The sequence below is a fragment of the Rhizobium sp. L51/94 genome, from assembly GCF_019355555.1.
Lineage (GTDB): Bacteria > Pseudomonadota > Alphaproteobacteria > Rhizobiales > Rhizobiaceae > Rhizobium > Rhizobium rhododendri.
Map to the genome: position 1 here is coordinate 2,467,997 of NZ_CP072141.1, position 14,876 is coordinate 2,482,872.

The 14,876-nt window shown below is 61.6% G+C and carries 16 protein-coding genes; 14 read left to right on the forward strand and 2 right to left on the reverse strand.

Features of this window, described 5'->3' with window-relative positions; translation table 11 throughout:
* Window positions 1-53 precede the first annotated feature (53 nt).
* The 11 genes from pdhA to J5274_RS12225 all read left to right on the forward strand — a co-directional run bounded on the left by pdhA (window position 54) and on the right by J5274_RS12225 (window position 9,366).
* Window positions 54-1,094, forward strand: a complete 1,041-nt coding sequence (gene pdhA / locus J5274_RS12175) for a pyruvate dehydrogenase (acetyl-transferring) E1 component subunit alpha (protein WP_142822560.1) — start codon at window positions 54-56, stop codon at window positions 1,092-1,094.
* Window positions 1,095-1,109: 15 nt separating this feature from the next.
* Entirely contained in the window at window positions 1,110-2,543 is a 1,434-nt protein-coding gene (locus J5274_RS12180) for a pyruvate dehydrogenase complex E1 component subunit beta (protein ID WP_142822562.1), read from the forward strand.
* Between the two features lie 15 nt (window positions 2,544-2,558).
* Window positions 2,559-3,917: a pyruvate dehydrogenase complex dihydrolipoamide acetyltransferase gene (locus tag J5274_RS12185; RefSeq protein ID WP_142822563.1), complete on the forward strand. Its 1,359-nt coding sequence runs from the start codon at window positions 2,559-2,561 to the stop codon at window positions 3,915-3,917.
* Window positions 3,918-3,994: 77 nt separating this feature from the next.
* Window positions 3,995-4,426 (forward strand): endonuclease domain-containing protein, encoded by a 432-nt coding sequence (locus J5274_RS29345; protein ID WP_111215554.1) that lies wholly within the window; start codon window positions 3,995-3,997, stop codon window positions 4,424-4,426.
* The gene (locus tag J5274_RS12195; RefSeq protein WP_142822565.1) at window positions 4,423-5,061 is read left to right on the forward strand and encodes an SGNH/GDSL hydrolase family protein; all 639 of its coding nucleotides are present in this window, start codon (window positions 4,423-4,425) and stop codon (window positions 5,059-5,061) included. The genes J5274_RS29345 and J5274_RS12195 overlap by 4 nt, the downstream gene beginning before the upstream one ends.
* Before the next feature lie 69 nt (window positions 5,062-5,130).
* A complete protein-coding gene (gene lpdA / locus J5274_RS12200; RefSeq protein ID WP_142822567.1) occupies window positions 5,131-6,579 on the forward strand; it encodes a dihydrolipoyl dehydrogenase in 1,449 nt (482 codons plus the stop codon).
* 52 nt (window positions 6,580-6,631) lie between these two features.
* Window positions 6,632-6,886: a GlsB/YeaQ/YmgE family stress response membrane protein gene (locus J5274_RS12205; RefSeq protein ID WP_142822569.1), complete on the forward strand. Its 255-nt coding sequence runs from the start codon at window positions 6,632-6,634 to the stop codon at window positions 6,884-6,886.
* 12 nt (window positions 6,887-6,898) lie between these two features.
* On the forward strand, window positions 6,899-7,147 hold the full coding sequence (locus J5274_RS12210; RefSeq protein WP_111215561.1) for a GlsB/YeaQ/YmgE family stress response membrane protein: 249 nt from the start codon (window positions 6,899-6,901) through the stop codon (window positions 7,145-7,147).
* 31 nt (window positions 7,148-7,178) lie between these two features.
* Window positions 7,179-8,150: a lipoyl synthase gene (gene lipA, locus J5274_RS12215; RefSeq protein ID WP_142828853.1), complete on the forward strand. Its 972-nt coding sequence runs from the start codon at window positions 7,179-7,181 to the stop codon at window positions 8,148-8,150.
* 166 nt (window positions 8,151-8,316) lie between these two features.
* Window positions 8,317-8,910, forward strand: coding sequence for an AAA family ATPase (locus J5274_RS12220; protein ID WP_142822572.1), 594 nt, complete (start codon window positions 8,317-8,319; stop codon window positions 8,908-8,910).
* Between the two features lie 9 nt (window positions 8,911-8,919).
* Window positions 8,920-9,366 carry a type II toxin-antitoxin system RatA family toxin gene (locus J5274_RS12225; protein ID WP_142822573.1) on the forward strand — a complete coding sequence of 149 codons (447 nt, stop codon included), beginning with the start codon at window positions 8,920-8,922 and terminating at the stop codon, window positions 9,364-9,366.
* Here the strand turns inward: J5274_RS12225 and J5274_RS12230 are convergent.
* Window positions 9,357-9,857 carry a CinA family protein gene (locus J5274_RS12230; RefSeq protein ID WP_142822575.1) on the reverse strand — a complete coding sequence of 167 codons (501 nt, stop codon included), beginning with the start codon at window positions 9,855-9,857 and terminating at the stop codon, window positions 9,357-9,359. The genes J5274_RS12225 and J5274_RS12230 overlap by 10 nt on opposite strands.
* Window positions 9,854-11,062 carry a bifunctional 2-C-methyl-D-erythritol 4-phosphate cytidylyltransferase/2-C-methyl-D-erythritol 2,4-cyclodiphosphate synthase gene (locus J5274_RS12235; protein WP_142822577.1) on the reverse strand — a complete coding sequence of 403 codons (1,209 nt, stop codon included), beginning with the start codon at window positions 11,060-11,062 and terminating at the stop codon, window positions 9,854-9,856. The genes J5274_RS12230 and J5274_RS12235 overlap by 4 nt, the downstream gene beginning before the upstream one ends.
* Window positions 11,063-11,236: 174 nt before the next feature.
* Between J5274_RS12235 and dusB the strand changes: the two genes are divergently transcribed.
* Genes dusB through ntrC form a run of 3 tightly spaced genes read left to right on the forward strand, consistent with a single transcriptional unit; the run spans window position 11,237 to window position 14,825 of the window.
* Complete coding sequence (dusB, locus tag J5274_RS12240; protein ID WP_142822579.1) at window positions 11,237-12,232, forward strand: tRNA dihydrouridine synthase DusB; 996 nt, start codon at window positions 11,237-11,239, stop codon at window positions 12,230-12,232.
* Window positions 12,229-13,377: a nitrogen regulation protein NR(II) gene (locus tag J5274_RS12245; protein ID WP_142822581.1), complete on the forward strand. Its 1,149-nt coding sequence runs from the start codon at window positions 12,229-12,231 to the stop codon at window positions 13,375-13,377. Before dusB ends, J5274_RS12245 begins: the two co-directional genes overlap by 4 nt.
* Window positions 13,374-14,825: a nitrogen regulation protein NR(I) gene (gene ntrC, locus J5274_RS12250; protein ID WP_142822582.1), complete on the forward strand. Its 1,452-nt coding sequence runs from the start codon at window positions 13,374-13,376 to the stop codon at window positions 14,823-14,825. Before J5274_RS12245 ends, ntrC begins: the two co-directional genes overlap by 4 nt.
* Window positions 14,826-14,876 lie beyond the last annotated feature (51 nt).

Consider the following 14,876-nt stretch of genomic DNA (forward strand, 5'->3'; position numbering starts at 1 on the left):
CCCTATGTTACGCGTCACCATTGATCGATGCTTATCACACAGGGGAGGGTTGAATGGCGCCGAAAATCGCGTCCGTTTCCAACCGGAAAACGTCCAAGTCAGCACGTGTTGAAACCAACGGCGGTCCTATCGCCGATTTCGATCGCGACGAAGAGCTGAAAGCCTACCGCGAAATGCTGCTCATCCGGCGTTTCGAGGAAAAGGCCGGACAGTTGTACGGCATGGGGTTCATCGGCGGATTCTGTCACCTCTACATCGGCCAGGAAGCTGTCGTCGTCGGCATGCAGATGGCCCAGAAGGAAGGCGATCAGGTCATCACGGCCTATCGCGACCACGGCCACATGCTCGCTTGCGGCATGGAAGCGCGTGGCGTCATGGCCGAACTGACTGGTCGCAGCAGCGGCTATTCGCACGGCAAGGGCGGCTCGATGCACATGTTCTCGAAAGAGAAGCATTTCTACGGCGGTCACGGTATCGTCGGCGCGCAGGTTTCGCTCGGCACCGGGCTCGCTTTCGCCAACAAATACCGTGGCAATGACAGCGTCTCTGTCGCCTATTTCGGTGACGGTGCTGCCAACCAGGGCCAGGTCTACGAGAGCTTCAATATGGCTGCTCTCTGGAAGCTGCCGATCGTCTATATCATCGAGAACAACCACTACGCCATGGGCACGTCCTCGGCCCGCGCGACGGCGCAGTCCAACTATTCGCTTCGCGGTTCGGGCTTCGGCATTCCCGGTATGCAGGTCGATGGCATGGATGTGCGCGCCGTCAAGGCGGCAGCCGACGAGGCGCTCCAGCATTGCCGGTCCGGCAAGGGCCCGATCATTCTCGAAATGCTGACCTACCGTTATCGCGGCCATTCGATGTCCGACCCGGCGAAGTATCGCTCCAAGGACGAAGTGCAGAAGATGCGCTCAGAACATGATCCGATCGAGCAGGTGCGCTTGCGCCTGGTCGGAAAGGGCTGGGCATCCGAAGACGATCTGAAAGCGATCGACAAGGATGTTCGCGATATCGTTGCTGACAGTGCCGATTTCGCCCAGTCCGAGCCGGAGCCGGATGCATCCGCGCTCTATACAGACATTCTGCTCTGATCGGGGAGGGAACCCATGCCTATCGATATCCTGATGCCCGCCCTCTCTCCGACGATGGAAGAAGGCACACTGTCCAAATGGCTGAAGAAGGAAGGTGACAAGGTCACCTCCGGCGACGTCATTGCCGAAATTGAAACCGACAAGGCGACGATGGAAGTCGAAGCCGTCGACGAAGGCACGATCGGCAAGCTCCTGGTCGCCGAAGGCACCCAGGGCGTCAAGGTCAATGCCAAGATCGCGATCCTGCTGGCCGAAGGTGAAAGCACCGACGCCATGAGCGCCGGTTCGGACACCGAAGAGGCTGCGGCCCCCAAGGCCGATGCCGACACGCCGGCTGCGACCAGCAACGACGCCGGCGGCAAGGCCCGCCAATCGGCCGATGAGCCGACGGCCCGCGCCGACAGCAAGGTACCGGCCCAGCCAAAGGCTCATATCGCTGCCGATCCGGACATCCCGGCCGGCACCGAAATGGTCTCGACGACCGTACGCGACGCACTCCGCGACGCCATGGCCGAAGAAATGCGCGCTGACGATAACGTCTTTGTCATGGGCGAGGAAGTGGCCGAGTACCAGGGCGCGTACAAGGTGACGCAAGGGTTGCTGCAGGAATTCGGCGCCCGCCGCGTTATCGATACCCCGATCACCGAGCACGGCTTTGCCGGTATCGGCGTCGGTGCCGCCATGTCAGGTCTGAAGCCGATCGTCGAGTTCATGACGTTCAACTTCGCCATGCAGGCCATCGACCAGATCATCAACTCGGCTGCCAAGACGCTCTATATGTCCGGCGGCCAGATGGGTGCGCCGATCGTCTTCCGTGGCCCGAATGGTGCGGCTGCCCGCGTCGGTGCCCAGCATAGCCAGGACTACTCTGCCTGGTACAGCCAGATCCCGGGCCTCAAGGTTGTCATGCCGTACACGGCAGCCGACGCCAAGGGCCTTCTGAAGGCTGCAATCCGCGATCCTAACCCGGTGGTCTTCCTCGAGAATGAAATCCTCTACGGCCAGCATTTCGATGTGCCGAAGATGGACAACTTCGTGCTGCCGATCGGCAAGGCCCGTATCCACCGTACCGGCAAGGACGTGACGATCGTTTCGTTCGGCATCGGCATGACCTACGCGGTCAAGGCTGTCGCCGAACTCGAACAGCTCGGCATCGACGTCGAACTGATCGATCTGCGCACGCTGCGTCCGATGGATCTGCCGACCGTTATCGAATCGGTGAAGAAGACCGGTCGCCTCGTCACCGTCGAGGAAGGCTATCCGCAGAACTCGGTCGGTACCGAAATCGCCACCCGCGTCATGCAGCAGGCTTTCGACTACCTCGATGCGCCGATCCTGACGATCGCCGGCAAGGACGTTCCGATGCCCTACGCCGCCAATCTCGAAAAGCTGGCCCTTCCGAACGTCGGCGAAGTCGTCGATGCGGTGAAAGCCGTCTGCTACAAATAAGGGGAAGGTCTTTCGATGCCTATCAACATCACCATGCCTGCCCTGTCGCCGACCATGGAAGAGGGTACGCTCTCCAAGTGGCTGGTCAAGGAAGGCGATCAGGTCAAGTCCGGCGACGTGCTGGCCGAGATTGAAACCGACAAGGCCACCATGGAAGTCGAGGCAATCGACGAGGGCACCGTTGCCAAGCTCGTCGTTGCCGCCGGTACTCAGGGCGTCAAGGTCAACGCGTTGATCGCCATACTGGCCGCCGATGGCGAGGACGTCGGTGCTGCTGCGAGCGGTGCGGGTTCCGCAGCCCCGGCTGCAGCGTCCGCGCCGAAGTCGGAAGCTGCACCTGCCTCCAAGGCCGAGGAAGCCGTCAAGGCGGATGCGCCGGCGGTCGCTGCCGCAGCACCTGCTGCGCCGAAGGCCGCTCCTGCAGCTGCCAGCGGCGCCCGGACCTTCTCGTCGCCGCTTGCCCGTCGCCTGGCGAAGGAAGCCGGAATTGATGTGTCGGCAGTGGCCGGCTCCGGCCCGCATGGTCGCGTCGTCAAGAGCGATGTCGAAGCTGCGGTAGCTGGTGGCGGCGCCAAAGCGGCCTCCGCACCGTCTGCAACAGCTGCATCGGCCCCAGCCGCGAGCCTGCCGAAGGGTGCGTCGGACGAAGCCGTCATGAAGCTGTTCGAAGCCGGCTCCTACGAGCTTGTGCCGCATGACAACATGCGCAAGATCATCGCCAAGCGTCTGGTCGAATCCAAGCAGACCATCCCGCATTTCTATGTCACGGTGGATTGCAATCTCGATGCGCTGATGGCGTTGCGCGCGCAGCTCAACGATGCCGCACCGCGCAAGGACAGCGCGCCGGCCTACAAGCTGTCGGTCAACGACATGATCATCAAGGCGATGGCACTTGCGCTCCGCGATGTCCCGGATGCCAACGTGTCGTGGACCGAGAACGCCATGGTCAAGCACAAGCACGTGGACGTCGGCGTCGCCGTCTCCATCCCGGGCGGCCTGATCACGCCGATCATCCGCAAGGCCGAGCTGAAGACGTTGTCTGCAATCTCCAACGAGATGAAGGACCTCGGCAAGCGGGCCAAGGAACGCAAGCTGAAGCCGGAAGAGTTCCAGGGCGGCACGACGTCGGTCTCGAACATGGGCATGATGGGCGTCAAGGAATTTGCCGCCGTCATCAACCCGCCGCACTCGACCATCCTGGCCGTGGGCGCAGGCGAGCAGCGCGTCATCGTCAAGAAGGGCGAAATGGCGATCGCCACCGTGATGAGCGTCACGCTGTCGACCGATCATCGCAGCGTTGACGGTGCCCTCGGCGCCCAGCTTCTCGCCGCCTTCAAGGGCTACATCGAGAACCCGATGGGCATGCTGGTTTAGCGAATTTCCCTCCCCCTCGCGGGGAGGGTGTCCGCGTCAGCGGACGGGTGGGGGTGGTTCCATAGGGAAGGCATTGTATGGCATGGAATCGGGACAAGCCAAATTCCCCCAGCGCCTCAGCTGCCCGGAATGCTCACAAGCTGCGCAAGCTCATGACCGACGCAGAACGCCGTCTTTGGACCGCCCTTCGCCGAGAGATGACTGAATTAAAAGATACACATTTCCGTAGGCAAATGGCTATCGGGCCCTACGTCGCGGATTTTGTATGCCTTGGACGACGATTGATTATCGAGGTTGACGGCAAGATTCATGACGATAGGGATCAGCGCTTGCGTGATGCCGTACGTGATACTTATCTACGAGGCGAAGGCTTTCGCGTGATGCGGTTCTCAAATACGGACGTGATGTTGGACATGCCATTGGTGCTGAGACGAATCGTAGCGGCGATTGCCACCCCCACCCCTAGCCCCTCCCCGCAAGGGGTAGGGGAACCGGAGGCACTGCCATGAAAACTGTTCTTTGCTACGGCGACTCCCTGACCTGGGGCTACGATGCCGACACGCTCGGTCGGCATGAATTCGAAAACCGCTGGCCGAGCGTGCTGCAGGAAGCACTCGGCGGCAAGGTTCGCGTCATTGCGGAAGGTCTGAATGGCCGCACCACGGCCTTCGACGACCATCTCGCCGATGGCGATCGCAATGGAGCGCGGATCCTGCCGACCATCCTCGAGACGCATGCGCCGGTCGATCTCGTCGTCATCCTGCTCGGCACCAACGACATGAAGCCGGTGCTGGCCGGTTCGGCCTTTGCCGCCTGCCAGGGGATGGGGCGGCTCGTTGGGCTGATCCGCCACCACGACTGGGCGTTCGACTACGATGCCCCGGAAATCCTGATCGTTGCGCCGCCGATCATCTGCGAAACGGCCAATGCGCCATTTGCCGCGATGTTTGCCGGCGGCGTGGAAGAATCGCCGAAGCTGGCGACGCTCTATCGCGACCTGGCGGACGAGACGGGCTGTGGCTTCTTCGACGGTGCCTCGGTTGCCGTCACGACACCGCTCGACGGTGTTCACCTCGATGTTGAAAATACAAAGGCACTTGGCCGCGGCCTCGAGCCGATCGTGCGGATGATGCTTGGACTTTGATTGATCTCTCGGCTGGCCCTGGTTTTCGTGCGGCCAGCAACGACAAGAAACGACAAGACAGGAATTAAAATGGCAGAGAACTACGACGTCATTATCATCGGCTCCGGCCCCGGCGGTTACGTGGCGGCGATCCGCGCAGCCCAACTGGGCCTCAAGACGGCGATCGTCGAGCGCGAGCATCTCGGTGGAATCTGCCTGAACTGGGGCTGTATCCCGACCAAAGCGCTGCTTCGCTCGGCCGAGGTGATGGACCACGCCAACCATTTCAAAGATTACGGCCTGGTGCTCGAAGGCACCGTCAAGCCGGACGTGACCGCAGTCGTCGCCCGTTCGCGCGCCGTTTCCGCGCGGCTGACCGGCGGCGTTGCCTTTCTGATGAAGAAGAACAAGATCGACGTCATCTGGGGTGAAGCGAAAATCACCAAGCTCGGCGAGATCGTCGTCACCAAGTCGAAGAAGCCTGCCGTTCAGCCGCAGAACCCGCTGCCGAAGAACATCAAGAGCGAAGACGGCACCTACAACGCCAAGCACATCATCGTCGCCACCGGCGCTCGTCCGCGTGCGTTGCCGGGCATCGAGCCGGACGGCAAGCTCATCTGGACCTATTTCGAGGCTATGAAGCCCCAGGCTCTGCCGAAGACGCTGCTCGTCATGGGCTCCGGCGCCATCGGCATCGAGTTCGCCAGCTTCTATCGTTCCATGGGCGTCGACGTCACCGTCGTCGAGGTCATGTCTTCGATCATGCCTGTCGAAGATGTCGAGATTTCCGCCATCGCCAAGAAGCAACTCGAGAAGCGCGGCCTCAAGTTCATCCTCGACGCCAAGGTCACCAAAGTCGAAAAATCAGCCGACAGCATCACCGCCACCATCGAGACCAAGGATGGCAAGAGCCAGCAGATCACCGCCGACCGGATGATTTCGGCCGTCGGCGTCGTTGGCAATATCGACAATCTCGGTCTCGAAGCGCTCGGCGTGAAGACCGATCGCGGCTGCGTTGTCATCGACGGCTACGGCAAGACCAACGTCCCCGGCATCTATGCGATCGGCGATGTCGCGGGTCCTCCGATGCTTGCCCATAAGGCCGAGCATGAAGGCGTCGTCTGCGTCGAGAAGATCGCCGGACTGCCGAATGTCCACGCCACCGACAAGAGCAAGGTTCCCGGCTGCACCTACTGCAATCCGCAGGTGGCATCGGTCGGCCTTACAGAAGCCAAGGCCAAGGAACTCGGCCGCGACATCCGCGTCGGCCGCTTTCCTTTCGCTGCCAACGGCAAGGCCATTGCGCTCGGCGAAGACCAGGGGCTTTGCAAGGTCATCTTCGACAACAAGACGGGCGAATTGCTTGGCGCGCACATGGTCGGCGCCGAGGTCACCGAACTTATCCAGGGCTTCGTCATCGCGATGAACCTGGAGACGACGGAAGAAGAGCTCATGCACACCATCTTCCCGCATCCGACGGTATCGGAGACGATGAAGGAAGCATCGCTGGACGCCTACGGCCGCGCGCTGAACGCTTGATAGACCGCTAAGCCGCCCTCTATTGGAGCGGACCAATGCAAAGGAGATTATCATGTCAATTCTATCGCAGCCTTGGGTCGTATTCCTGCTGATCGGCCTCGTGGCGGGCTTCCTCGCCAGCCTAGTAGTCGGCGGCGGCGGTTTGCTCAGCTGCCTGCTGAGCGGCGTCATCGGTGCGTTCGTCGGTGGCTTTCTGTTTCACGCGCTGGGCATCTCGCTCGGCATCCAAAATCTGCTGGTCGTGCAGATCATTCATGCGACCGTTGGCGCCATCATTGTGGTGTTGCTGGCGCGAGCGATAGCCTGAGGCTAAGGGCAAATCATGGGCGTAGGTTGGATTGGCGCTATCATCATCGGCGGACTTGCTGGCTGGCTGGCCGGCAAGCTGATGGAAGCGCGTTATGGCATCCTCTTGAATATCGTGCTCGGCATCGTCGGATCGGTGGTGGCAAACGCCATCCTGACCCAGTTCCACATCGCCGTGGCAGACACACGCATGGGCTTTTTCATCACCGGTTTCCTCGGTGCCTGCATTCTGATATTTCTCGCCCGGCTCGTCCAGCGATAGGTTTGTCGCTCTAGGCGGCAGAAAGAACGTTATGGTCACGATTCTCGACACCATCAATCCATCCGCCCTGCGCATCCGCCACCCGGAAAAGGCCCACAAGCCCGATACCGAAGTGCTGCGCAAGCCGGACTGGATCCGCGTCAAGGCCCCGACCTCGAAGGGCTACGCGGAAACGCGCGCCATCGTCAAGGAACACAAGCTCGTCACCGTCTGCGAAGAGGCGGGCTGCCCCAACATTGGCGAGTGCTGGGAGAAGAAGCACGCGACCTTCATGATCATGGGCGAGATCTGCACCCGCGCCTGTGCCTTCTGCAACGTCTCGACCGGCAAGCCCAATGCCCTCGACATGGCGGAGCCTGAAAACGTCGCCAAGGCCGTCAAGGAAATGGGCCTCAGCCACGTGGTCATTACGTCAGTCGACCGTGACGACCTCGCCGATGGCGGCGCCGAGCATTTCGAGAAGGTGATCTGGGCGATCCGGGCCTCGTCTCCGCTGACCACCATCGAGATCCTGACGCCTGACTTCCTGAAGAAGCCCGGTGCGCTGGAGCGGGTCGTCGCTGCCAAGCCCGACGTCTTCAACCACAACATGGAAACGGTGCCCGGCAACTACCTGACGGTCCGCCCCGGTGCACGCTATTTCCACTCCATCCGCCTGCTACAGCGCGTGAAGGAACTCGACCCGACAATGTTCACCAAGTCCGGCATCATGGTCGGCCTCGGCGAAGAGCGCAACGAAGTGCTGCAGCTGATGGACGACCTGCGCACCGCCGATGTCGACTTCCTGACCATCGGCCAGTATCTGCAGCCGACCCGCAAGCACCATGCCGTGATGAGCTTCGTCACGCCGGACGAGTTCAAGTCCTACGAGACGGTTGCCTACACCAAGGGCTTCCTGATGGTGGCGTCCAGCCCCCTGACACGATCCTCCCACCACGCCGGAGACGATTTCGCGCGGCTTCGTGCGGCGCGCGAGCGAAAGGTGCTGATGGCGGCGGAGTAGGCGGCACTACTGGAGTGAGCCTGTTCTGTCCGACCAACTGAGGTTGGAATGGTGATCTCCCGCTGTCATCCGCCGGTCATCGAAGCGGTTTAGGGCGTCGTCCGCGAATAGCAGCCTTGGTCTCTGAGGTTCGATGAGGGCAGGGCGATCAACGCGGAGGCAGGCGATGACTGCATTAACGAAGCCCGAGGCCCCGAACTACCTGACTGATATCACAGACGTGGCCGGTCGCATCGCAAAAGCCAGTCGCATCATGGTGATCGGTTGCTCCGGCGGCGGTAAATCGACCTTGTCGCAATATCTGGCCGCACGCTTCGGCCTCACCTATGTCTCGATCGATCGTGATATTCTCTGGCTCCCCGGCTGGGCTCAGCGCGACAAGCAGGAACAGCGGCGGCTGATGGCCGAAAAGGTGCAGGAGGACAGATGGGCCTTCGACGGTACCGGTCCCACCAGTTTTGACATCCGCCTCCCTCGCACCGACATCGTCATCTGGGTGCGCATGCCGCGTCTTCTCTGCATCTGGGGAATAACGACGCGCTGGTTCCGATGGATCGGCCGAACGCGGCCCGAGATGGCGCCTGGTTGTCCCGAGAAGCTCGATTGGGAGTTCCTGCGCTATGTCTGGACGTTCGACAATCGCTTTGCGCCCCTGGTGGTCGCTTCGCTGGTGCAGAACGGACCCAATGTTCCCGTTTTCCAACTAAAATCGCGCCGCCAGATGCGCAGGCTTCTTGATCTTCTGGGTCCGCCCGCTTAATTGCCGCTCATGCCAAAGTTCGAAACCCACCGTCCTGTTCCCCATACGCCCGATCAGATGTTCGACCTCGTCGCCGATGTCGAGCGCTATCCGGAATTTCTGCCGCTCTGCAACGGCCTCGTGGTGCGCAGCCGCAAGGAGCGCGACGGCAAGACCTTGCTGGTTGCCGACATGACGGTGGGCTACAAGGCCATCCGCGAGACCTTCACCACACAGGTGCTGCTCAACCGGGCGGAGCACGCCATCGACGTGCAGTACATCGACGGCCCCTTCAAATATCTCGACAACCGCTGGCGCTTCCAGCCCGACGGAAACGGGGGCTGCACCATCGACTTCTTCATCGACTACGAATTCAAGAGCCGTATTCTCGGCGCGCTGATGGGCTCGATGTTCGACAGGGCGTTCCGCATGTTCACGGAAGCCTTCGAGACCCGGGCCGGCAAGATCTACGCCTGAGCGAGATCCAGCAGCATCTCCAGCGCGGTCGCCACGGTTGCCAGCCGCACGGAATCCCGACCGAGATCGCCATAGCGCATCTCACGATGAACGATCGCGCCGCTGCGGGCACGAGCGGCGAGGTGCACGAGCCCGACCGGTTTTTCGGCGGAGCCGCCGCCCGGACCGGCAATGCCGGTGACGGCAACGGCAAGCGCTGCATGCGAGCGGAACAGGGCGCCCTGAACCATCTGCAGCGCGGTCTCTGCAGACACAGCGCCATAGGCCACAAGCGTCGCTTCCTGCACCCCGAGCATCTCCATCTTCGCCGTGTTGGTATAGGTGACGAAGCCACGGTCTACCACTGCCGACGACCCGGCGACATCCGTGAGCGAGCCGGCAATCAGGCCGCCCGTACAGGATTCCGCAGTGGCCACCATGAAGCCGCGCGACTTGCAAAGCGTGACAAGCCGGGCCGCGAGTGTTGCGACCGGATCGGTAAAGGTGCTCATGGCTTGTTGCTCCTGTAGACCACTGTCGCCGTCGCAATCGCCGCAATGCCCTCGCGGCGGCCGATAAAGCCGATTTCCTCGTTCGTGGTCGCCTTGACCGAGCAGCGGTCGAGACTGATTCCGAGGCATTCCGAGAGCTTCTGGCGCATTTCGAGCCGGTGCGGGCCGATCTTTGGCGCTTCGGCGATCAGCGTCACATCGGCATTCATGATCGTCCCGCCAGCATCGCGAACGATCCGGGCAGCATGCTCGATGAAGATCCGCGATGCGGCTCCTCGCCACTGCGGGTCGCTTGGCGGGAAGTGATCGCCGATATCGCCTGCACCGCAGGTGGCAAGCAGCGCATCGGTCAGGGCATGCAGCGCCACGTCGGCGTCTGAATGGCCTTTCAGCCGCTGGTCATGGGGCAGGAATATGCCGCAGAGAGTGACACCGTCGCCGGGCTCCAGTTGATGTACGTCGTAGCCGTTGCCGGTCCGCACGTCGGGAAGGTTTGCCGACATTCTCTCATCTGCCATGCTGATATCCCTTGCGATCGTCAGTTTGATGTTGTCCGGGCTACCGGCCACCAGTTGGACCGGCAGACCTGCCCATTCGGCAATCGATGCATCATCCGTGAAATCCGACCGACCGTCGAGCGCGGCCTTTTCATGGGCGGCAAGAATAGCGGTAAGCTCGAAGGCCTGCGGCGTCTGGGCAGCGTAGAGCCCGGCGCGGGCAACGGTTTCAACCACGAGACCGACAGAGCCGAGCCGCTTCAGCGTATCGGCGACCTGTATCGCAGGCAGCACGGCCGAGGCGCCGTTGTCGAGCGCGGTCATGATCTCGTCGAGGAGGGTATGGTTAAAAAACGGGCGGACCGCATCGTGGATCAGCACATGAGTGACGTCGGCAGCCTCCAGCGACCTCAGGCCGGCCAGCACGGATTGCTGGCGTGTCTCGCCGCCAAATACGGTGGAGACCGATGCTGCTTCGCTGATTCCCCCAAGCGCCTTCGCCAGCAGCGCTTCGTCATCACGATGAATAACCACGACTATTTGCAAAGGCTGGCGCCACGTCATAAAGCCTTCAAGCGTATGGGCGATAATCGCCTTGCCGCCGATCGGACGATACTGCTTCGGCCCGTCTTCCGGTGAACCTGCCCGCTCGCCCCGCCCGGCCGCAACGACGATAATTCCGATCTTGATCGGTTGCTTTGCGTGCATTTGCGTCCTAAACCCCGGATTGTCAGTCAAGTTCTGAAAGCGGGTCTATCGTCTCCCCCCGGGCTTTTCCAGCATTTGCCCAAAAAATATCGAGCACCTCCGAAAGCGCTTGGCAAGCATCGTAATTGTGGCTAAAAATAGTGCAAATTCCTCGCGTGCCCGAAAGATAACCGATTGTCAGCCATCGACATTGCATCCCCTTTGTCCATCGGGCCTGTCCAGATTAGAAACCGGGTGGTGCTTGCGCCGATGTCCGGGGTGACGGATCTGCCCTTTCGCCAACTGGCAATGTGCTTCGGTGCGGGCCTTGTCGTCACTGAAATGGTGGCGAGCCGCGAGCTCGTTCAGGACACGGCAGAATCCTGGTCGCGCCTCAAGCATGCAGGTCTAAAGCCCCATATGGTGCAACTTGCCGGTCGCGATGCCTACTGGCTGGCGGAAGCTGCGAAGATTGCCGCCGGAAACGGCGCAGATATCATCGATATCAACATGGGTTGCCCGGCCAAGAAGGTCATTGGCGGCTATGCCGGTTCGGCCCTGATGCGCGAGCCCGATCATGCACTGTCGCTGATCGAGGCAACGGTCAACGCCGTCGACGTGCCGGTAACGCTGAAGATGCGCCTTGGATGGGACGAGAAGTCCATCAATGCCCCCGATATCGCAAGGCGCGCCGAGCAGGCCGGCATCAAGCTCGTCACGATCCACGGTAGAACGCGCATGCAGTTCTATCAGGGGCGCGCCGATTGGGATGCGATCCGCGCAGTGCGCGACGCTGTCTCCATTCCCCTGGTTGCAAACGGCGATGTCGAGACATCCGGGGACGTTGCCGAGATCCTCCGTCGCTCGGGCGCCGATGCCGTCATGGTGGGACGCGGATGCCAGGGGCGACCCTGGCACGCCGGTTTCCTTGCCGGCCATGCAGCCCCTTCGGCAACCGAGATCGCCGACATTGCTGTCGACCATTATCACGCCATGCTCGAATTCCATGGTGCTCAGGTCGGCTTGCGTCATGCGCGCAAGCACCTGGGTTGGTATCTCGATCGCCATGCGCCGGCCTTCGACAAATCGGTCATCATGACATCGACCGATGCAGGGCAGGTGGCATCGCTTTTACACGAGGCGCTGTCCGGTCAATCGGGCGGCTCCCAAATGACGCAGGAGGCAGCATGACTTCCGGGTCAAAACACGAGCCCGCCGGCCACACCGTTGCCATGGCGGTGCTCAACGCCATCCAGAACCCCGTCGTCATGGTCGACGAGGCCGGCCTGATGGTTTTTGCCAACTGGGAGGCCGAGGCATTCTTCGGCGCCAGTGCCTCGCATCTGGCGCGCTACAATATCTCGACCTTCATTCCTTTTGGCAGCCCTTTGATCGGACTGATAGACCAGGTGCGCGAACGCCGCGCGCCGGTCAGCGAATACCGCGTCGACCTGAGTTCGCCGCGCCTCGGCCAGGACAAGCTTGTCGACATCTACGTGGCGCCGGTGGTGAGCGAGCCCGGCTGCGTCGTGATTGTCTTCCAGGAACGCTCGATGGCCGACAAGATCGACCGTCAACTGACGCACAGAGCCGCAGCCCGTTCCGTTACCGGTCTCGCCTCGATGCTCGCCCATGAAATCAAGAACCCGCTTTCGGGCATTCGCGGCGCCGCCCAGTTGCTCGAACAGTCGGCTGCAGACGATGACCGCGCCCTGACCCGTCTGATCTGCGACGAGACCGACCGGATCGTATCGCTCGTCGACCGCATGGAAGTGTTCTCCGACGAGCGACCGGTCGACCGGACGCCGGTCAATATCCACTCCGTGCTCGACCGGGTGAAGGCCGTCGCCAAGGCGGGCTTCGGGCGCAACATCAAGATCACCGAGAACTACGATCCGTCGTTGCCAGCCGTCTACGCCAACCGGGACCAGCTTGTGCAGGTCTTTCTCAACCTCATCAAGAACGCCGCTGAGGCCGTTGCCGACCGCCCCGATGGCGAGATCGTGCTGACCACCGCCTATCGACCGGGCATTCGGCTTTCGGTTGCCGGCTCGCGCGAAAAGATTTCGCTGCCGCTGGAGTTCTGCGTCATCGACAATGGACCGGGCGTGCCGGCCGATTTGCTGCCGCACCTGTTCGATCCGTTCATCACCACCAAGACCAACGGCACCGGCCTCGGCCTTGCGCTGGTCGCCAAGATCATTGGCGATCACGGCGGCATTGTCGAATGCGACAGCCAGAACCACAAGACCACCTTCCGCGTTTTGATGCCGGCTTCCAAGGGTACCACTCCCGAAGACTCCCTTCCCGCGAACACCACAGGATCTTCCAGATGACTGCTACGATACTTGTCGCTGACGACGATGCGGCCATTCGCACAGTTCTCAACCAGGCCCTCAGCCGGGCAGGGTACGATGTGCGCATCACGTCCAATGCCGCCACGCTCTGGCGCTGGATTTCCGCCGGCGAGGGCGATCTTGTGGTCACCGACGTGGTGATGCCCGACGAGAACGCCTTCGACCTGCTGCCGCGCATCAAGAAGGCAAGGCCTGAACTGCCTGTGCTGGTGATGAGCGCGCAGAATACGTTCATGACGGCGATCAAGGCGTCGGAGAAGGGGGCCTACGACTACCTGCCGAAGCCGTTCGACCTTACCGAACTGATCGCCATCATCGGCCGCGCGCTCGCCGAGCCGAAGCGTCGCCCGATGAAGATCGAGGACGACATGCAGGACGGAATGCCACTCGTCGGCCGTTCGGCGGCGATGCAGGAAATCTACCGGGTGCTCGCCCGCCTGATGCAGACCGACCTGACGCTGATGATCACCGGCGAATCGGGCACCGGCAAAGAGCTCGTCGCCCGGGCGCTACACGACTACGGTAAGCGCCGAAACGGTCCCTTCGTCGCCATCAACATGGCAGCCATTCCGCGAGACCTGATCGAATCGGAACTGTTCGGCCATGAAAAGGGAGCCTTCACCGGCGCCCAGAATCGCTCGACAGGTCGTTTCGAGCAGGCCGAGGGCGGCACGCTGTTCCTGGATGAAATCGGCGACATGCCGATGGATGCCCAGACCCGATTGCTGCGCGTTCTGCAGCAGGGGGAGTACACCACAGTCGGTGGTCGCACGCCGATCCGCACCGATGTCCGCATTGTCGCGGCTACCAACAAGGATCTGAAGCAGGCGATCAACCAGGGCGTTTTCCGCGAAGACCTGTATTACCGCCTCAACGTCGTGCCGCTGCGCCTGCCGCCGCTGCGCGACCGCGCCGAGGACATTCCTGATCTGGTCCGCCATTTCATCCAGCAGGCCGAAAAAGAAGGTCTCGGTACCAAGCGATTCGACACCGAAGCGCTTGAGCTGATGAAAGCCTATCCGTGGCCCGGCAACGTCCGCGAGCTGGAAAACCTCATCCGACGCCTGATGGCGCTCTATCCGCAGGAAGTCATCACCCGCGAGATCATCGATTCGGAACTCCGCGCCGATGTCGCCGACAGCCCGATCGACAAGGGCCCGGTACGCACGGGAACGATGACCATCGCCCAGGCGGTGGAAGAAAACATGCGCGCCTATTTCACCAGCTTCGGCGATAACCTGCCACCGCCCGGCCTTTACGATCGCGTTCTCACGGAGCTCGAATATCCGCTGATTCTGGCCGCGCTGACGGCCACACGGGGTAACCAGATCAAGGCGGCCGATCTCCTCGGTCTCAACCGCAATACTTTGCGCAAGAAGATCCGGGAACTGGGCGTCTCCGTGTACCGCAGTTCGCGCACGGCTTGACAACCGCCTCGCAACCGTTGCATTTTCGCCACAATGCGTTGCTTAAAGGTC